We start from the raw sequence: 18160 nt of genomic DNA, 5'->3' as shown, positions 1-18160 counted from the left end.
ATACGACGAATACTTTAAAACCCCTGTTTTTCCGGATTCTGATATTCTTTTATAACGATGTGTAAAACGTTGCTCATTTGAATAGCTAAATAAGCTTCGTGTTTTTTGTCATAATAACGATACCATCCTTGCGTATGAATAATAGATTCCTCAAGCTCTTTTACATTTTCTGATTCAACCAATGTACTGATTGATTTGTCATTTCCAAAATAAAACTTTACTTCGTACGTCACTTGAATCCCTCCTTTATAAACATGTAAATACCCTACTTTTATGTACTTGAATCTAGTACATAAGAGTAGGGTAAAATTTCTTTTAATCCGCATTTTCTTTTTATATGTTTATTTAGAACAATGTTTATTTTATTAAAAAAGAAGCCAAGCATTCTAAGCTGCTTGGCTTCTTTTTTCATTTTGATGGATGAATCATGTTAGCAGGATTTACCCATTGCTCAAATTGTTCTTCAGTCAGAAGGCCTGTTTTGACCGCTGCTTCTTTTAATGTCGTACCTTCTTGATGAGCCAGCTTGGCGATTTTAGCCGCATTTTCATAACCTATGTGCGGATTTAATGCTGTTACAAGCATAAGAGAATTTTCTAGATTATGCTGAATCTTTTCTTTGTTGGGTTCAATTCCTACTGCGCATTTATCGTTAAAAGCCTGCATAGAATCTGTCAGCAATCTGACTGATTGTAAAAAATTATAAATAATAACCGGCTTAAATACATTTAATTCAAAGTTTCCTTGGCTAGCCGCAATGCCAATCGTCACGTCATTTCCTAACACTTGTGCAGAAACCATTGTTAGAGCTTCACTTTGAGTTGGATTTACTTTTCCAGGCATAATAGAACTTCCAGGTTCGTTAGCAGGAATCGTAATTTCACCTAATCCGCTCCGAGGACCGCTTGCCAGCCAGCGTACGTCATTGGCGATCTTCATTAAGTCAGCTGCTAAGGCTTTGAGTGCACCGTGGGCATAAACCACTTGGTCGTGACTTGTTAATGCATGAAATTTATTAGGTGCTGAGATAAATGTTTTTCCAAGTGTGCTGCTGATTTCTTTCGCTACTTCATCGCCGAAGTCAGGATGTGCATTTATCCCCGTCCCAACAGCTGTACCGCCAATAGCTAGCTCCTTCATATACTCTACGCTTTGTTTAATCATTTCTTCATTCTTTTCGAGCATATGATGCCATCCGCTAATTTCTTGTCCTAGTGTTAGCGGTGTAGCATCTTGTAAGTGGGTTCTTCCTATTTTAATAATATCTTTAAACTGCTCTTGCTTTGTAGCAAACGTTTCTTTTAATGTTTTTAGAGCAGGCAATAATCGATCTTCGACTTCTAGTACAGCTGCAATATGAAGAGCCGTAGGAAAAGTATCGTTAGAGCTTTGTGACATATTGACATCATCATTTGGATGGAGCGTTTCGTCGCCGTTTATTAGCTGGTTTCCTCGGTGGGAAATCACTTCATTTACATTCATGTTTGATTGCGTTCCGCTTCCTGTCTGCCATACGACTAAAGGGAAATGTCCATTCCATTTTCCTTCAATAATTTCGTTAGCAGCTTGCACGATGGCTTCCGATTTCCCTGCTGATAATTTGCCTAGTTTATGATTGCTAATGGCCGCACTTTTCTTCAAAACCGCAAAAGCGCGTATTACTTCAATCGGCATTTTTTCAATCCCTATTGGAAAGTTTTCTTTACTTCTTTGCGTTTGCGCTCCCCATAGTTTATCTTCTGCAACTTTGATTTCTCCAATTGAATCTCTTTCGATACGATAGCTCATAGTTAGAACTCCTTTTCAATATTTTCTTTACCTATTAGTATTGATTATATGGATGAATTTCATGACATAATAACAATTATTCACTGTTGAAAATTCCCTTTTTTCTATTTTTTAAACGGGCTGAGCGCCTTTGATCATTTAGCTCATAGTTTATTTTAATTTTATGATACAAAAAAAGATCCGAAGAATTAATTCTTCAGATCTTTTTAATACGTCCAATTTTACTTGTGAATCCATACAGCACCAGCTGAATTGTCTTTTGCTTCACCAATTACGTCTAATTTTAATCCGTTTTGAGGAAGTAAGCGGCCTGCATCTTTAATTCTTTCATCTAAATACGATTTTTTATCGTTAAAGCTTGTAACGCCATTTGATTCTTTAGATGAAATCGTTCCCCACGTCTTATGAGAATATGACCAAGCAGGTGATTTATCAAATGAGAACGCCGCGTCTGCAATTTGATATCGGCTTGAATTTGCTGTAGTGCTAATACCATTCACATTAAAGTAAAGAACTTTATGAGCATGTGAATCAACTACACCAAGGAATCCTTCACCCGGATGTTGTCCTACCCAGTTATCAAGATAGCTTTCATCTGCGTACCAAAGCAGCATGCCTGTATTATATTTTGCACCGCGCGCGAATTGAAGTGCTTTATCACTGCCTGCATAGTTTCTCCACTCAAGGTAATAATAGTTATCTTTATAGCTGATGCCGTTTGTCTTTTCAAATCCATCTAACGTTACTTTTGGAGTTCCTTCAGCATCGTCCGTAAATACCGTTTTTCCATCTACTACTAAACTAGCATTATCAAGAGCAAAGCCTTGAAGAGCAAGTCCACCGTCCGTGACGTATTCAAATTGAAGCTTGATTTTTTTCCCTAGAACCTTCGTTAAATCGTAACTTTTATCTTCCCATTTTCCACCGGAAGTTTCAGCAGAACCGTCTGCATTATTCGCTTTATCACCAATTGTATCTAACAGAACTTTTGAACCGTCAGGAAGAATCGCATTTACATATAAATAATCATATTCTGCCTCTACTTCATAGAACGCTTTATAATTGAATCTCGCTGTTTTAGCCGTTGTTAAATCAAACTCTGGCGTCGTCATCGTCGTATGAAGATCGTCTCCGCGTTTACTGTAGTAATAATTACTTCCAAACTCAGGCTTAATTCCTTGAACAGCTTTTTTAGGTAAATTAATCTTTACGATACCCGGTCGTTTGGACTTTGTCACGCTTTGATCGACCACACTCACAGAGCCCGATTTTGTAATGTTTTTGCTGTCGATTTGTTGAATATTTGCCCAGTTTCCACCCATATTTGCTTGGAAAAACTCTTTATTTTGCGGGGAGAAACTTGTCGGTTCTGTTCCAGCTACTTCACCAGCCCAGCTCCCTCCGCTCATAATTGACCAAACGCCTACCGGCTCACCTTGACCCGTATACTGTGTATCATACTCATCCGGCAAACCTAAATCATGACCAAATTCATGAGCAAAAACCCCAACAGCTCCGTCTTCTGGTTCGATTGTATAATCATAAGCAGCCATGTTTGTTCCAGGAACTTTATACACTTGTCCCAAAGTAGAGCGGTGAGACCAGATAGCATCGTTTCCTAGTTTACCTCCACCTGCTTCTTGCCCAGTTCCAGCATGAATGACCATTAAGTGGTCCACTATGCCGTCAGGCTCATTGCGGTTGCCATCTCCATCGATATCATATTGATCGAACTGATCATAATCTGAAAGGTCAATGCCGCTTTTTGCTGCTGCTGCAAGCGCTTCTTTTACAAGATTACGAGGTCCTTTAGATCCAGGTGCATTATCGTTTCCTCCCGCTGGATTGTCTGCTCCGTATTCTTTTGCGTTTCCAGGTACGGTTAACCAGTCAGAAACCGTTCCATCTACTGTGTAACTACCTCCAGACTGTTCTTCATAATATTGTTTAAACGTTTTAATTTTCTTTCCGTTGAATAGCGTAAAGTCTTTCTTTCCAAACATTAATTGCTGATAGTGATTTCGATTAAAATCTTTTGCATACATGTAACCAGGTTCTTGAATGACATTGTTGTGCTTAAAGTCTGCGTATTCGACTAAAAGAACAAGAACTTTATCTTTTCTCACTTGTCCGTTATATTTTGCCTGAGCTGCAGGTTTAACGTTTACCCCGTTCCCCGAATTGTTTCCTTGAGACTTAATATTAGCAAATTCGCCTCGTTGAAACTTTTCTTTTTGTTTTGTTTGCATTTCTTTCGCTTTCAAATCAATTTTGCTAGCTTTATGTCCCTTCATGCTCTCTTTATGTGCATCTTTTTTGTTTATGTAAGAAGTAACGGCTTTCTTCACTTCTTGCGGTGTTGCACTTTGAGAAATAACTCCTTGGTTTTTCAGTGCGTTAGCCAATCTCTCTTCCGGCACTGTATTCATATCAATTGGTGAACTTGGAAGTTCCTCCGATTGTGCGGTTTTAGCTGAAGCAGTACTTCCATTCATAAGTACTGGCCCCACTCCGCTTAATGTAACAGTTGTGGCAAGAAAAGATGTCCCCAAAATCTTTTTCCAGCTTTTCAAGTAAACCCCTCCATTTTAGAATTTTCAAACTATTAGCAAGATTTATTTTATATTCTAAAACTAGGAAGGTCAACTACATTTTACTATATTATTAAAATTTTTCGATTCTAGCAGATAATGTAAAATAGTTTTATAGTATGTAACTAGTTTTCTTTGCCTGACAATTAAAATGTCTGATAAACCCTTCTTACATATACAAATTCCATGCTAAATCGATAACCAAAACTAAAACTATATGAAACGTATTTTTTTAGGAAATTAGAACCACCTTTTTCGTATTACTATTATATAAAAACAAAAAATTCCCTATTATGGATACAGAAAGAAAAAAATCACTTCTCGATAGAGGAGAAGTGATAATCTCTGTATGCAAGTAAATTTAAGAATGTTCTTTTTGACGCTGCAGCAAGATATGATAGAGCGACGTGCTCCAAATAGACATATTACGCGCTGCGATTTCATAAGGCTTTTCATCAATTTTAAACAAGAAATCCCCTTCATAACTCACGGATTTCCCTTGCTTTTCTAGCTCTTGTTTCACAGCTTCAATCCATTCTACTGCATTCGTATAATGTTTGTTCAAACGAACTTTAATAGTTTGATTCCTGTAATGAATAAAAGATGTAATTCCCCAAAAAATTAAGACAAGAAAAAGTACCATATACAGCAATTGCATGATAACGATCCCCTTCTTCCTTCATTTCCTTATTTTCAATGAAGACTTAATTTAGATGAGTAAATATTACTATTCTCCTTTGCTATTGTCATTTCCTTTAAAAAAGTAAATTCCTTTTCCACGTGGGCGTATAAAATAAACCCGTGTACGTGCTTGCTCATCTTTTTTACTAACGTTTTCTGTTAAAAAATGATAAGCTAATAGAATAATAAATAGAAAGGGAGGGCGACGAGTTGTCAACTGAACAAGTGAAATTAGCAGCCGTTTTAGATGTTGAAACAACGGGATTAAGTGCTCAAACATGCGATATTATCGAACTGGCAATTGCTGTTGTTTCTTATGATTCTTCTACCGGAGAAATAATCGACATTGTAGAAGAGTATGAAGAATTTAATATGCCTTCAACTCCCATTTTCCCTTACATTACAAACTTAACGGGAATTACAAATGAAATGGTCAAAAATAAAACATTAGACGATAAAAAAGTGGAATCGCTGTTAACTAGCGTTTCGGCTATCATCGCTCATAATGCTTCTTTCGATCGCAGTTTTCTTTTAAAACGGTATCCATCTTTATTTAACCAAAAATGGCACTGCTCTATGCGTGCTGTCAAATGGAAAGAGTACGGCTTTCCTAATAAAAAACTAACAACGCTTCTTGACCATCATAATATTGAGAGAGAGCACGCTCACAGAGCTATGGATGACGTGAAAGGAACCATTGACTTGCTAAGACAGCAAAATCCTAGCGGAGAGCCTTATTTTTCTGAAGTACTAAAAAAAGCAATGAGCAAACCTAAAAAAACAGCGGCTTCCACTCGTTTTTAACTCAACAAAAAAAGCGCAGCTTCTGCGCTTTTTTTGTTGTTTTTTATTCGCTTATTTCTTAAGTGTTGAGTTATAAGTTTGAGGAATACGCTTGGAAATAGCGAGGTTGTAAACGCACCGGAAGAAAAAGAAAAGTGCCTGCTTTCAAACAAAAAAGCCGCGGAGGAACAAACTGAACAGCTGGTGTTTGCACACATATACGAAATCAGCTGAATTTCTAATAATCTGGGAGATTTTAATTATACTTCTCTTACCTTTTGGCTTTGAAGATTGTGATGCGTTTGTTCTAGTTCACTTAAATTCAATTCGTACAAATGTCTCCCGTCTTCTGCTTTAAAGTAACCCGATTCAATAATTTGATTCATTAAAAGATCTTTCTTTTGCTCAAATGCTTTTTCAGATGTCATGTTATCATCTCCTTTTTTAGGTGAATATCTTTCATAGAAAAGACGTACACCGCTTGTGGCATACGTCTTGCTGCTTTTCACACTCGTTACCTATGTTTAAAAACAACGCAATCGTTACATTTTATCGAGAAGGCTGCTCTTTGTATGTCTTGCAGCCATATTGAATATTTTGGTGATGCACTATTTTTATACCCGTCATGATGTTCTTAAAACGCAATTGGAAAAAGATTTTCACAAAATTTGTTTTCCATCTACTGCCCCGCTTTCAAAATGCGGCTGTGCTGCAATTTTTTTCGTTGCTAAACTGACCACCATTAATACAACTAAATTAACAAATAAAGAAATAACGCCGACATTTGTATCTTTAATGATTTGTGGCAACGCAGGAAACAATGTGCCAAGCGTTGTTTCAGTAATCGTGATATACATCACAGACGCAATGCCGGCAACAATACCTGCACACGCCCCGTATTTAGTCACGATATTGTTTTTCATTAAACTAAAAATGAAAGCAGGAAACAGCTGCGTCACAATGCTATAGCCCATCAGTAAAAGCGTTACAATCGTATTTCCTCCATAAAGCGTAAAATAAACTGAAACAAGTGCAATAACCGGTATGAAGCATTTAGCCAGCATCGAAATTTGTTTGCCCGTCGCTGAGGGAACAAGAACGGCATAAACGTTTTTAGATAGTGACGTAGAAGCTGCCATCAAAAGCATCGATCCAGGCACAAGTGCTGTTAATAAACCAGCCGCGCCAATAAAGCCGACAATCCACGGATCAAATGTTTGAATGGAAAGACGAAGCAGTGACAAGTCCGCTTCTGCACCTTGTAGTCCAGGTACCTGCATAAGAGCAGTAAACCCTACAAAAAAGACAAAAAGCAGCATTAACGTATAAATAGGACTTATAATAGAATTCTTTCGAAATACATTCTCGTTTTCAGCTGAATATGTTGCATTAAACGTATGCGGCCACATGTAAAATCCTAATACGGTGAGCATGACTGTAGAAATAAACCACGAAATACTCAGCCCTGTCTTGGGAAGAGTGAGAAACGTTGGATTTGCTTGATGCACAGCCTCAAACATTGGCTGTAAGCCTCCGTAGTAATGAAACGGCATATATATTCCTAAAAATAATACGACAATAAAAATCATAATGTCTTTGACAATAGCCGTCCACGCAGAACCGTGTATGCCTGATATCATTAAGTAAACCGTTAATGATATGGCGCCAATCCAAATGGATGCGGTTGAAGAGATAGAGCCATAAGAAGCTTCAGATACAATAATACCTAAGCCTTTAAATTGTAAAATAATATAAGGAACAATTGCCAGCACCCCTGCGCAAGAAACAACGATGCCTAGAAACGGGCTGTTGTATTTTGAAACAAAAAAATCGGGCTGAGACATGAGCTTATGTTGCTTCGCATATCGCCATATTTGCGGACCAATCCAATACCCTAACACGTACGCTAAAGAAATATAGGCTAAAATATAAAATGCTGGCCCTCCTTTTCCATATGCCCAAGCGCTTCCTCCTAGAAACGTAAAAGTAGTATAGATTTCACCCGCCATCAAAAAGAAGACAAAAATAGTTCCAAAACCTCTGCCGCCTACGCTCCACTGTTCTAAATCCATTTTTTTGCCCCGCGTAGCTCGAATTCCAAGATAAATAGCTAAAAGTAAAAAACCAAAAATAATAATCAGAGCGGTATTCATTATTTATCTCCTCCTTTAACAGCAGGATCGAGCTTGTACACAATGCCCATAATAAAAGACGTAAGGATTACCCACATAACAATCCAAAAAAGAAAAAAAGGCATTCCTAAAATAAACGGCGTCACTTTGTTAACAAGTGGCAATAAACCTAATATTCCTACAAACGGAAGCAGGCAAAGAAGATAAATTATTTTCATAGAACTCCTCCTTAATCACACGGCTTATCGGTACTTATCTAGGACTTTAACTATTTCATTATGTACTTCTCTTATTCTTCTCTTTACACCTCCATTCTTGAGCTAAACGAGACGTTTGGCATAGAAAACCTCCGTTTGTTTGCTCCTTAGTATCTTCCATTTCTCCCCAGGTGAAAAGGAGTTTGTAAGACATGATTACAAACTTTTGAATGCAGCAGAATATTATTTCATATTTTCATATACAGAATATAGACAAACAAAAAAACGGAACTGAAAGTAAAGGGCTCAAACAGTTCCGTTTCGATCTAGCATTTCTATACTTTATTCTTTCTCTTTTTTCTTTACACCAAGCGAAGAGAGAGCTTGTTTTAAATGTCCAAACGTTTCAATTTTATTAAAACTAATTCCTACATTAACAGCCGTCTGAGCCATGTCAGGGCTCAATCCTGACATAATCGCATGGATGCCTAACAGCTGCAAAATGTTAATCAAATCAAAAAATTTGTGAGCGACATACGTATCTACATAATTTACACCTGATAAGTCAATGACTAGGTGCCTTATATGTTTTTCTGCACATCTTTTTGGAACAACCTCGATAATAGAATCACCTTTGATTTCATCAATAAGCCCTACCAAAGGCAAGACCGCGATGTGGTCTACAATTGGAATAACAGGAAAACTCGTTTCGTCGATTAGCTCTTGCTGAAGACTTATTTTTTGCCTTGTGATTTTATAATACTGTTCGGAAAATTCATTAATGAGTTTATCAAATGTTGTGTGATAAACTTCACTCCAAGACAGTATATCTTCTTTTGTAATAGATGAATGTATCAGGCTATATGCTTTGACATACGTCCAAATAATTTTTCTTGTTTTGCTTAGTGCTTCTACTACCTCGTAAATCGGCGTATCAAATTTAATTCTGCTGTTTACTACTTCCGTCGTCCATTTCATCATACGTTGTTTGAAAATCTCTTGATCTTCAAGAAAGCCGCTCGCAATTGTTTCGATCGTATAAAGATGCTGCTCGCGCAGCTTTTTCTCAACTGAAGCATCTGCGTCCTTTGAGTAAATTGATCCTTTAATATTACTTCTTTGGCGCAGCCATTCTTCACTGATAGAGGCTGAATTCTCTAAAATATATTCAAAAAGACGTTGATTTTGTTCACTCACTACTGTTTAACCTCCGTTCACTTTCTCCTTCTGTCCAATTACTTACAAAACGCACCTTATGTTAAATTCATGCTTCATATTTTTTCCTCGCCCACCTCTATCATACACGATAACCGCTCTGCATACTTATAGAGAATTAGATATAAACAAGCAAGTATTTGATTATCTACATAGATAAACTGCCGTGTATGATGCAACTATCATTTATTTTTACATGAAAGGATGTTAATTGTATTGAAAAAATCAATTATTTTGTTGGGAATTCTCGCTACAAGTATTGGATTATCCGCTTGCTCAAACAATACAACAACTTCTTCTGCTACAAATTCTTCTGCACATTCAGGTCATGAACATCATAAAGCTGCAGTTGCTGATATTCGCGAAGAGACTCCAGGAGCAGATGTTTTACCACAGTTTTTGAAGAACCAGCCTAAAGACATGAAACTAGTTTATCTGTCCGTTGCTAAAAATCGTGAACTACTTGAAAAAATCCCTTGCTACTGCGGATGTGGCATGGAAGCGAATCACAAAAATAGCTATGACTGCTTTATTTTTAAAAACAAAAGAAATGGAGCAGTTGTCTGGGATGATCATGGAACAAAATGCGGATTGTGTATAGAAATTGCAGCTAAAGCTATGCTCGACTATAACCGAGGCAAATCAATAAAAGATATTCGCAAAGACATTGATGAAAAATACAAAGAAGGCTATGCACAACCGACTCCTACTCCTTCCTTGTAAAACATTGACATTTTTTACGTAAACATTCGCGACAGATATATGTAAAAGCAGAAAACATCAAAAAACACTCAAATAACTATTTGAGTGTTTTTTGTGTACTATTCTTTCACAAACTCTTTTGTACTTCTTACTGTATCAATCGGACGCACGAGCTTCTCAATTTCTGCACGTTTTGGCTCCAAAAATGGAGGCAGTGATAATTTTTCTCCGAGCGTTTCGTAAGGTTCATCTCCCATAAATCCTGGTCCATCTGTCGCAAATTCAAATAAAATTTGCGGAGCCACTCTTGCATACAACGATTCAAAGAAGTGACGATTCACATAACCAGACGTATGGAAACCGAAGCTTGGCATTCGGTTAATCCATTCTTCAAGAGCCTGTCGATTTTCCACGCGAAAAGCAACGTGATGAACAGTTCCAAAACCTTGCTGAGCCTGCGGAAGTTTTTCATTGTGTTCGACTACTACTTGCGCACCGTTTCCTCCTTCTCCTACTTCAAATAGGTGGAGATCTCCTTCTTGAGCAATCTCTTTAAATAAAAGGACTTTTTCCATCATTTCTTTAAAGTAATTAAACTCGGCAATACGAATAAAGATAGGACCGAGTCCCGTAATAGCGTATTGAAGAGGTACAGGGCCTTTTTGCCAAGGAGTGCCTGATTCAACTCCTTGATTTCCTTCATCGGAAATTAACTGATACTGCTGATCATCAAAATCAACAAACGAAAGCGTCTTTTTCCCAAATAGCTCTTGAATTCCCGTATGCTTTACTTCTAAGCGATCAAAGCGCTTTACCCAATAGTCTAAAGCCTCATCATTTGGAACGCGGAAAGATGTTTTTGAAATTTCATTTGTTCCGTGAAAACCTTTTGGAATGCCTGGAAAATCAAAAAAAGTCATGTCCGTTCCGGCGCTTCCTTTATCATCTGCAAAAAACAAATGATACGTTTGAATATCATCTTGATTGACCGTTTTTTTAACTAAGCGCATACCTAACACATAGGTGAAAAATTCATAATTCTTTTCTGCACTGCTTGTAATAGCCGTTACGTGGTGTATTCCTTTTAAGTGGTTCATTCTACATTCCTCCGGATAAATCGTCTAGTTTATCATTTATTATTTATCTTTAATTTAAATATCTTTAATTAAAGATAATATACCATGATTAATTTTCCTTTGTCAATAAAGTATGGATGATCTCGGAAGGAAATATGTAGGTTTTTACATTTTATCAAAATCTCATAAATGAAGACGGACCAAATCAGCAATAAAGCATCGTATAAACAAAGAGTTTTTACAATTCAAAAGCTCTTTGTTTATTCTTTAATCTTCAATACGTTTAATTGTAACTGCAGGATTGCCTCCGACTATCACGTTATCAGGAACATCTTTTGTCACAACGGCACCTGAAGCAATTACCGTATTGTTGCCTATTTCCTTCTTTAACCTATACTGATTCATTTCTCTCACACGCTATCATGTTTTTAACCCTTTGTCCGGTATTCGCTGAGATCATCACCCACCAGGCAAACATCAATTAATTCAATAACTCCCGGCAGCTAACTTTTTTAATCTTTTTATATAAAAGGAATAGTAAGAAAAAACTTCATCACATATACTATATAAATTTATATAAAAGGCAGGGATATCATGAAAGCACAGCGCTTGGTAGATGACCAAAAAGGAACGTACAGCAAGGAAGTTCAAAAGCACTTCAAAATAAAAATAAATGGAAAAATTTACACACAACCCTTGCCGCAATCACCTTCCTCACCCCCTGTGAATAAAAAAAACCTTAAATATAAACCTCAAAATAAAGTTCTACGCACGTATGATAAAAAAGATCAAGTGGTAAACGGCACACAAGAAAAGCTCATAAAATCTGCAAAAACTAGATTAACTAAATATGAAAAGCTTCTATTAAGCAATCAGCTTTCAGAATCTGCGGCTCTTTACTCACCTTTTGGGTTAGAAGAGCTCGTACGAATGGCTAGTAGAGAGGAGTGAACGATTTGTGTTGGATGAAAAAGTAATTATTGATACAAACATTTGGGCTTCACATGCGCTTAATTATCCAGAAGTTGTGGAGTATATTAATGAACTTATTTCAAATAATGCAGAATTTTTAATGCCTACCGTTGTAGAAATGGAACTTCTGTCGCATTGGGAAGTAGAAACAAACCCTCAAGTCAAAGCAGTAAAAAATCATTATATTTACGATATGACAGATAAAATTGTAGACGTTACAAGTGAAATTGCACAGCTAGCAGCTCAAATTCGCAGAAAAGCTAAAATAGAATCCAATAAAAAAATTAAAGGCCCAGATGCGATGATTGCCGCATCTGCTTTTATACATAATGCAAAACTGATTTCCAACAACAATAAAGATTTTGCTTGGATTACATTTAATTTCAGCTACCGAGGCCAACCATTATCTTATGTAAATCCTATTAAAGACACGATTGCTTACGCTTCCTTTATTAAAAGCTTCGAACTGCCTACTTTGCCTCATGCATCAGATACCTTACAAAAAAATAAAAAGGACAACTAATTTCTTTTTTGTTAAAACACTCCTTATCTCCTGTCAAATTTTCAAAAGGGAAATTTGATGGGTACATACTCCAATTCTTTCTATAATGAATACAGTAAAAAGCATAAAAACTTAGGCGGTGAAAAGAGTGAATTATCAATATTACCCAGAACAACCTTTAGAAGAGTATCAATATGGCTATGATTATTATTCGAATCCCCATGAAGCTGACGAAAGATTCCCTTATGGTTATTATCCATATCCTCGCCCTCGTCCATTTTATCCTTACCCTTATCCTCGTCCTCGTCCGTTTTACCCACACCCAGTGTATTGGAGATAAAAAAAGAAGAGCGATCAGCTCTTCTTTTTTGTTTCTTGATATTTAGACATCTCTTCTTTAATAATAGTGACAAACGCTTCATTTTGCTCAATTTCAAAAACGGTAATAGCTTTTTCGAGGTAGGCTATTCCTTCTTTAAGCTCACCAAGCTGACAGAGTGCCTCTCCAATTTGATAGTGCAGTTCTCCCAATAAATAAAGCGTCTCATGCTGAATACACAGCTCTAGTCCTGCTTGTGCATACTTAACCGACTTTTCATAACGTTCCATTTGCAAAAGCGCACGCGATAATCCATATAAAATTCGAATTTTGACAAGAGGATCTTTTAACTTAGGAAGCAAAGCAATATGCTGCAATCCTTCCATAAACGTACTGAACGCTTTTTTTAAATGACCTTCTTCTTCATAAATAATGGCAATACTATTTAAAATAGCAATCTCTTTTTCTGAATAAAACTGTTCGCTCGTACGCGTGAACGCAATGGCTTTTTCCAATTTACGAAGCGCTTGTTCAAATTTATTTCCAATATAATAATCACATATGGCTTCGTGCCATAGGAAAAATTGTGCGTGAAAAGGATCTTGAAACATAGGATTATCTTTTTCTTTGTTCACCATATGTAACACGGTTTCATAATCGCGTTTTCGTATATAATGCCTAATGGTCGATTTAATTTCTTTTGAATAATCGTTGGGCGTTAGCTCTCCTGCTTCAAAGAAATAATTCATCGGAACCCCTAAGCGTTTCGATAAATGATAGAGAACTTCACTGCTTGCATGAATTTCACCTTGTTCAAATCGATGTAGCTCTTCTTCTGTACAAATTCCTTCTGATAACTCGACAGTTGTCATTTCCGCAATCTTTCGCAGATCTTGAATCAGCTGACCTACTTGTTTTTTATCATTCAAAAAATCACCTTACTTAATGTCGTCAATAAACTCTGTGAAAACAACGTTCCATTACGTTTTTATAAGTCTATTGTACCATTTAGGTGGTTTTTTTATCAATAGAAATAAGAAAATAATTCCAAAGGAAATTCTTGAAATTATAATTAAATTATTTCAAACAACCTCCAGCTTCTTCTTTAGTCATATCCCCTCTTTGTACAGCAGTCATAACTTGATCGCAATAGTATGATGTTTGACTATATCCTTCTTCATCAATTTCTTTTTGAATCTGTTCCTTTGCTTCATCGGAGAAATTAGCATCTTGTTCAGCAATGATTTGAGCTTCATATGCTTCTTGTTCTGCCTGTTCTTTAGCTAATCATCTTTCTTCTTCTTCCTTATTCAGTTCCTCCTCAATCTCAGCCTCTTCAGCCCATGTTTCAGCTTGATTTGCTTCATAATTATCGATTGTTTCTTGACTAACTGGAGATTCCGCTTCCTTCTTTTGCTCTGCTTGTTGAGCTGATACACGTTGTTCTTCGGCAATCTTTTGTTGTCTTTGTTGTTCGGCTATTTCTATTTGTTGTTTAGCTTCCGCTTCCTCTTTTGCTTTTTGTTCTGCTAATTCTTTAGCCTTCCTTTCTTCTTCAACTTTTGTAGCGTACGCACGTAAATCTTTCTGTTCATCTTGAATTTGTATAGATTCAGATTTCTTATTTAATTCTATATGGGTTACTAGATTAAAAGGCTTTCCCTTCCTTATCTACTCTCTGTTCCTTGTACTCTTAATGATTATCTTTTTTGCACTTGTCACAATATGTATCATAAGCTAATTGACAACATTCCTCTGTGTTACATATCTTAGATGGCTTTTTAGGCATGTTGTTTAGCCACCTTTTTTACCCTTTATTATTTAGCACATATTTTAATTTGCATACTATAGATATAATAAAAAGCCACTCTTCAGAGTGACTTAGCATTAGATTTATTCTTTACTTCTTCAGGTACATAATCTAGGAGTGTGGATATTATCATATTAAAATGCCATGGAGTAAGGTTATTACCAGCCCTTTCTTTTAACTCAGTTCTTAGTTTTTCGCCCCATACTGGATATTTATTATTACTTTGTGCTTCCTCTAACATATGATCTACTACATTTATTACTTTATAATACTCATTTTCTTTTACACTGATATAATAATCTTTTTGTTCATAATCCATAACTCCATCTCCTTTTAGTTACTTATCATTTTCCCTTCATTAACCAAATCAAACTTGTTAATTACCTAAAATAAAAAGTCGACCCTATGATTGACTTTCTCCACTGAATTAAATATCATCCCTTTCAGTCGCTTTAAATACTGCTTTAATTTTGTAGGTATCTTTCTTACCTTTTACGGCAGTAACTCTTGTAATCAGTTCAATAATAACCCCTGAAACTGAATGGTATTGCAGGTCCTGAAATAGGCGTCTGCCCCCCACCCAAAAATTTTGGAGCTTTCGCAGGATACCCTAACGGATAATTTCCCCACCAACTGTCAACTTCACCACTAGAATTCAGTACATATCCAGTAGGACGTCCAAAAGAAGGCATGAAATAAGGGTAGAAAGCATAGTTAAAAGGAGTATAAAAATTAGAATAGAACATTTAATCACCTACTTTGTTTCAACTTGTAAAAACCTTCATTAAGATATGAAATCTTTTCTTTTATTGTGAAGCATCATTTTCAATAACTTCTATAACATTGTCTTTATTTATAACATTGAAATAACTTTAAAAGAAATAATAGGCTATTTTTTTGACACTCTTTTTAACCTTTTCTCCCTCCAAATACAGAAAAAACAGCACATCAATGTGCTGTTTTTTTCAAGTTACTATGCTTTATGACACTATATATATATCCTTAAATAGAATCAAATACTTGACGCAGTTGAGCTGCGCTTTTATTGATCGCCTGCTGAGCAAGCGGGACAAATTCATGAAACCCTAAAAACCCGTGAATCATTGTTTCATAATTTTCGTAGGTGACGGGAACACCGTGATTTTTTAATGCGTCCGCGTAGTCTTTTCCGCTATCTCTTAGAGGGTCGTACTGTGCTGTAAGAATGGTAGCGCTCGGTAGACTTGATAGGTCGTCCAGTAATACCGGAGCGTTATAGGGATGCTGTTCTTCTTCTTTATTATTTAAGTACTGAAGGCGAAACCAATCCATAAGATCTTTTGAAAGAAGATATCCTTCGGAATTTTCCTTCATAGATGCAGGGTGCTGATTTTTAAATCCTACAGATGGATAAATAAGCAGCTGATGAACAATGGATGGACCTTGTCTTTGTTTTGCTAAAATGCTTACAACCGCAGCAAGGTTGCCACCGGCACTGTCGCCCCCGACGGCAATTTTGTTTGAATCGATATTTAATTGAGACGCATGAGCTGCAATCCAGTCCAAGGCGTCATAGGCATCGTTCACCGCAGCGGGAAATTTATCTTCAGGAGCAAGGCGGTAATCAACAGACACTACAATACAGTTTGTTTCATTTGCATACGATCTGCATATGGAGTCATGAGTATCTAAGCTTCCTAATACCCAGCCACCTCCGTGATAATAAACAAGCGCGGGAAATGCCCCTGTTCCTTCAGGTTCATACACTCGTATAGTGAGCGTACGTTCATTTAATTGGATTTCTTTATTATATACTTTTTTAACTGCTTCTTTGGAAGGAGTTAAAGACATCTTTTCCATTTCTCTCAGCTGCGGGGGTGTAACGTCCTCTAAAGAAGGACGGGGCATTTCATTATATTGATTTAGAAATATTTGAATATGCGGATCTAACGGCATTCTTCTTCTCTCTCCTTTCAAGGTAACTCTATATGTAATGATGAATGAAATTTCAGAAAAAATCCAATATATTGTCTTCTCAGCAGGCTTTTGTTTGTTTTGATTAAAAATGGGTATAACAATTAAATAAAGAGGATGATATTCGTATATATTTTATTCTCACCTATATAAATATAAATACGTACAAAGGAGGCACAACGATGATTATTGTGTATATAAGCTTAGCTGTTGTTTTGGCATCACTTGCGTATCTTATTTACGCAGGCGTAGCATTTAATAAAAAAATTAAGCCAACTGTGAACTCTGTAAATGCCACTTCTCAACATCTTCAAAACGAAACTGATCATATCAAAGAAAAAACAAATCATTTAAAGGTAACGCAAGCAGCGATTAAAACCGATGTACAGTACAAAAAAGATTCGGTCAAATATACAGCCAACTCATTTAAACAGCTTGTTAATAGCTTTAAACGTTAAAAAAGGAAACCTCTATAAAGGTTTCCTTTTTTATTACATCGCCTGAGACGTATCTTTAGGAGGCGCAGCCGTTTTGTTTCGGTGATAAATAGCGTTAATCTCTCCTCCAATAACGAGAATTAACCCCGTTAAAAATAGCCAAAGCATCAGAACAATCACGCCTCCTAAGCTTCCATAAGTAGCAGAATAATTACCAAAGTTGCTTACGTAAAATGAGAACCCTAAAGATGTCAGCTGCCATAGCAGCGTAGCAGCGAGCGCTCCGGGCCATACGTGGGCAAAAGGAAACGTTTTGTTTGGAGCTAATCTGTATAACACGGATAAAACAAGTACCATAATGCCGACACCGATAATCCAGCGCAGAATATTTAAAATCACTGTTGTACCTGAAGGAAGAGAAAACCATTCGCTTATCCAATTTAACAAAACCCCTCCGAACACTGGTAAAAGAAGCGATACAACAATTGTTACAATCAATCCAATTGTTAAAAGAATGGACAAGCCTCTTACTTTAATAAACGAGCGCTGTTCTTTCACGTCGTAGGCTTGGTTCATTGCACGGATAAAGGCGTTCATACCGTTTGAAGCGGACCAAATGGTTCCTAAAATCCCTACAGTCAGTAACCCGCCGTTTGGTTGGCTCACAAATTGAGCTACGTTATCTTTAAAGATTGCAGCCGTTTCTCCCGGCATAACGCTTTGAAGAAGATCGATTGCCTCTTCCGGTTTAATAGATAGATACGGAACAATCGATATCAGTAAAATAAGCATAGGGAATAATGATAGCATATAATAATAGGCTTGCTCAGCCGCTAGTCCCGTTGCTTGGTCTTCTTGAATTTCTTTACCAAGACTTTTTCCAAATGATAATAGCTTTTTCATGATAAACCTCTACTTTCTCTTTTTTTGTTCTTTTCCCATTTTATGCACTTTTCAACCTTGAAAGTGGAGAATTTCAGGCAAAATCTCAAATTAAGCGAC

The 18160-nt window shown here is 36.6% G+C and carries 19 protein-coding genes and 1 pseudogene; 6 read left to right on the top strand and 14 right to left on the bottom strand.

Annotated features, from left to right (window positions below; genetic code table 11):
• Nucleotides 1–14: 14 nt before the first annotated feature.
• The 4 genes from ACOZIR_RS20785 to ACOZIR_RS20770 all read right to left on the bottom strand — a co-directional run bounded on the left by ACOZIR_RS20785 (nucleotide 15) and on the right by ACOZIR_RS20770 (nucleotide 5037).
• Nucleotides 15–233 (bottom strand): hypothetical protein, encoded by a 219-nt coding sequence (locus ACOZIR_RS20785; RefSeq protein ID WP_310878755.1) that lies wholly within the window; start codon nucleotides 231–233, stop codon nucleotides 15–17.
• 175 nt (nucleotides 234–408) lie between these two features.
• Nucleotides 409–1788 (bottom strand): class II fumarate hydratase, encoded by a 1380-nt coding sequence (gene fumC, locus ACOZIR_RS20780; protein WP_328121271.1) that lies wholly within the window; start codon nucleotides 1786–1788, stop codon nucleotides 409–411.
• A 221-nt stretch (nucleotides 1789–2009) separates the two neighbouring features.
• The gene (locus tag ACOZIR_RS20775) at nucleotides 2010–4361 is read right to left on the bottom strand and encodes an immune inhibitor A domain-containing protein (RefSeq protein WP_310878754.1); all 2352 of its coding nucleotides are present in this window, start codon (nucleotides 4359–4361) and stop codon (nucleotides 2010–2012) included.
• Between the two features lie 379 nt (nucleotides 4362–4740).
• Nucleotides 4741–5037 (bottom strand): hypothetical protein, encoded by a 297-nt coding sequence (locus tag ACOZIR_RS20770; RefSeq protein WP_045295646.1) that lies wholly within the window; start codon nucleotides 5035–5037, stop codon nucleotides 4741–4743.
• Nucleotides 5038–5270: 233 nt separating this feature from the next.
• Between ACOZIR_RS20770 and ACOZIR_RS20765 the strand changes: the two genes are divergently transcribed.
• Nucleotides 5271–5864 (top strand): exonuclease domain-containing protein, encoded by a 594-nt coding sequence (locus tag ACOZIR_RS20765; RefSeq protein ID WP_013057015.1) that lies wholly within the window; start codon nucleotides 5271–5273, stop codon nucleotides 5862–5864.
• Nucleotides 5865–6103: 239 nt separating this feature from the next.
• On the opposite strand, the gene ACOZIR_RS20760 is transcribed toward ACOZIR_RS20765, so the two are convergent.
• The 4 genes from ACOZIR_RS20760 to ACOZIR_RS20745 all read right to left on the bottom strand — a co-directional run bounded on the left by ACOZIR_RS20760 (nucleotide 6104) and on the right by ACOZIR_RS20745 (nucleotide 9369).
• Nucleotides 6104–6271 carry a Fur-regulated basic protein FbpA gene (locus ACOZIR_RS20760; protein ID WP_328121272.1) on the bottom strand — a complete coding sequence of 56 codons (168 nt, stop codon included), beginning with the start codon at nucleotides 6269–6271 and terminating at the stop codon, nucleotides 6104–6106.
• A gap of 231 nt (nucleotides 6272–6502) precedes the next feature.
• Nucleotides 6503–7996 carry a sodium:solute symporter family protein gene (locus ACOZIR_RS20755; protein WP_045290264.1) on the bottom strand — a complete coding sequence of 498 codons (1494 nt, stop codon included), beginning with the start codon at nucleotides 7994–7996 and terminating at the stop codon, nucleotides 6503–6505.
• Nucleotides 7996–8193 (bottom strand): DUF3311 domain-containing protein, encoded by a 198-nt coding sequence (locus ACOZIR_RS20750; protein WP_045290266.1) that lies wholly within the window; start codon nucleotides 8191–8193, stop codon nucleotides 7996–7998. The genes ACOZIR_RS20755 and ACOZIR_RS20750 overlap by 1 nt, the downstream gene beginning before the upstream one ends.
• A 321-nt stretch (nucleotides 8194–8514) precedes the next feature.
• The gene (locus ACOZIR_RS20745) at nucleotides 8515–9369 is read right to left on the bottom strand and encodes an STAS domain-containing protein (protein WP_045290268.1); all 855 of its coding nucleotides are present in this window, start codon (nucleotides 9367–9369) and stop codon (nucleotides 8515–8517) included.
• Nucleotides 9370–9603: 234 nt separating this feature from the next.
• Here ACOZIR_RS20745 and ACOZIR_RS20740 point away from each other — a divergent pair, with 234 nt between their 5' ends.
• On the top strand, nucleotides 9604–10110 hold the full coding sequence (locus tag ACOZIR_RS20740; RefSeq protein ID WP_013083117.1) for a PCYCGC motif-containing (lipo)protein: 507 nt from the start codon (nucleotides 9604–9606) through the stop codon (nucleotides 10108–10110).
• A 98-nt stretch (nucleotides 10111–10208) separates the two neighbouring features.
• On the opposite strand, the gene ACOZIR_RS20735 is transcribed toward ACOZIR_RS20740, so the two are convergent.
• Together ACOZIR_RS20735 and ACOZIR_RS20730 are read right to left on the bottom strand one after the other, a co-directional pair.
• Nucleotides 10209–11186, bottom strand: coding sequence for a ring-cleaving dioxygenase (locus tag ACOZIR_RS20735; protein ID WP_013057008.1), 978 nt, complete (start codon nucleotides 11184–11186; stop codon nucleotides 10209–10211).
• Nucleotides 11187–11432: 246 nt separating this feature from the next.
• Nucleotides 11433–11543: pseudogene (locus ACOZIR_RS20730) on the bottom strand (acetyltransferase); the annotation flags it as partial.
• Between the two features lie 216 nt (nucleotides 11544–11759).
• On the opposite strand from ACOZIR_RS20730, the gene ACOZIR_RS20725 reads away from it, so the two are divergent.
• The 3 genes from ACOZIR_RS20725 to ACOZIR_RS20715 all read left to right on the top strand — a co-directional run bounded on the left by ACOZIR_RS20725 (nucleotide 11760) and on the right by ACOZIR_RS20715 (nucleotide 12979).
• Nucleotides 11760–12116 carry a hypothetical protein gene (locus ACOZIR_RS20725; RefSeq protein ID WP_310878751.1) on the top strand — a complete coding sequence of 119 codons (357 nt, stop codon included), beginning with the start codon at nucleotides 11760–11762 and terminating at the stop codon, nucleotides 12114–12116.
• 7 nt (nucleotides 12117–12123) lie between these two features.
• A complete protein-coding gene (locus ACOZIR_RS20720; protein WP_045290273.1) occupies nucleotides 12124–12660 on the top strand; it encodes a PIN domain-containing protein in 537 nt (178 codons plus the stop codon).
• A gap of 127 nt (nucleotides 12661–12787) precedes the next feature.
• Entirely contained in the window at nucleotides 12788–12979 is a 192-nt protein-coding gene (locus ACOZIR_RS20715) for a hypothetical protein (protein ID WP_421535794.1), read from the top strand.
• A gap of 14 nt (nucleotides 12980–12993) precedes the next feature.
• Here ACOZIR_RS20715 and ACOZIR_RS20710 read toward each other — a convergent pair whose 3' ends face one another.
• The 3 genes from ACOZIR_RS20710 to ACOZIR_RS20700 all read right to left on the bottom strand — a co-directional run bounded on the left by ACOZIR_RS20710 (nucleotide 12994) and on the right by ACOZIR_RS20700 (nucleotide 16703).
• Complete coding sequence (locus ACOZIR_RS20710; protein WP_045290275.1) at nucleotides 12994–13887, bottom strand: helix-turn-helix domain-containing protein; 894 nt, start codon at nucleotides 13885–13887, stop codon at nucleotides 12994–12996.
• Between the two features lie 942 nt (nucleotides 13888–14829).
• A complete protein-coding gene (locus ACOZIR_RS20705) occupies nucleotides 14830–15087 on the bottom strand; it encodes a hypothetical protein (RefSeq protein WP_045290277.1) in 258 nt (85 codons plus the stop codon).
• Nucleotides 15088–15770: 683 nt separating this feature from the next.
• A complete protein-coding gene (locus ACOZIR_RS20700) occupies nucleotides 15771–16703 on the bottom strand; it encodes an alpha/beta hydrolase (protein ID WP_310878749.1) in 933 nt (310 codons plus the stop codon).
• A gap of 200 nt (nucleotides 16704–16903) precedes the next feature.
• On the opposite strand from ACOZIR_RS20700, the gene ACOZIR_RS20695 reads away from it, so the two are divergent.
• Entirely contained in the window at nucleotides 16904–17179 is a 276-nt protein-coding gene (locus ACOZIR_RS20695) for a hypothetical protein (protein WP_045290279.1), read from the top strand.
• 33 nt (nucleotides 17180–17212) lie between these two features.
• Here the strand turns inward: ACOZIR_RS20695 and ACOZIR_RS20690 are convergent, their stop codons facing one another.
• Entirely contained in the window at nucleotides 17213–18061 is an 849-nt protein-coding gene (locus ACOZIR_RS20690; RefSeq protein WP_045290281.1) for a YihY/virulence factor BrkB family protein, read from the bottom strand.
• Nucleotides 18062–18160 lie beyond the last annotated feature (99 nt).

Source organism: Priestia sp. D3YE.R1 (genome assembly GCF_049199565.1).
Lineage (GTDB): Bacteria > Bacillota > Bacilli > Bacillales > Bacillaceae_H > Priestia > Priestia aryabhattai.
Note: the sequence above shows the minus strand (reverse complement) of the source record. Positions and strands in the feature narration are given on the sequence as shown.

What these genes read in the sequence shown, in the direction of transcription:
- ACOZIR_RS20725 (WP_310878751.1), top strand. Translation starts at nt 11,760, where the DNA reads ATGAAAGCACAGCGCTTGGTAGATGACCAAAAAGGAACGTACAGCAAG.
- ACOZIR_RS20690 (WP_045290281.1), bottom strand. Translation starts at nt 18,061, where the DNA reads ATGAAAAAGCTATTATCATTTGGAAAAAGTCTTGGTAAAGAAATTCAA.
- ACOZIR_RS20755 (WP_045290264.1), bottom strand. Translation starts at nt 7,996, where the DNA reads ATGAATACCGCTCTGATTATTATTTTTGGTTTTTTACTTTTAGCTATT.
- ACOZIR_RS20750 (WP_045290266.1), bottom strand. Translation starts at nt 8,193, where the DNA reads ATGAAAATAATTTATCTTCTTTGCCTGCTTCCGTTTGTAGGAATATTA.
- fumC (WP_328121271.1), bottom strand. Translation starts at nt 1,788, where the DNA reads ATGAGCTATCGTATCGAAAGAGATTCAATTGGAGAAATCAAAGTTGCA.
- ACOZIR_RS20700 (WP_310878749.1), bottom strand. Translation starts at nt 16,703, where the DNA reads ATGCCGTTAGATCCGCATATTCAAATATTTCTAAATCAATATAATGAA.
- ACOZIR_RS20705 (WP_045290277.1), bottom strand. Translation starts at nt 15,087, where the DNA reads ATGGATTATGAACAAAAAGATTATTATATCAGTGTAAAAGAAAATGAG.
- ACOZIR_RS20770 (WP_045295646.1), bottom strand. Translation starts at nt 5,037, where the DNA reads ATGCAATTGCTGTATATGGTACTTTTTCTTGTCTTAATTTTTTGGGGA.
- ACOZIR_RS20760 (WP_328121272.1), bottom strand. Translation starts at nt 6,271, where the DNA reads ATGACATCTGAAAAAGCATTTGAGCAAAAGAAAGATCTTTTAATGAAT.
- ACOZIR_RS20695 (WP_045290279.1), top strand. Translation starts at nt 16,904, where the DNA reads ATGATTATTGTGTATATAAGCTTAGCTGTTGTTTTGGCATCACTTGCG.
- ACOZIR_RS20735 (WP_013057008.1), bottom strand. Translation starts at nt 11,186, where the DNA reads ATGAACCACTTAAAAGGAATACACCACGTAACGGCTATTACAAGCAGT.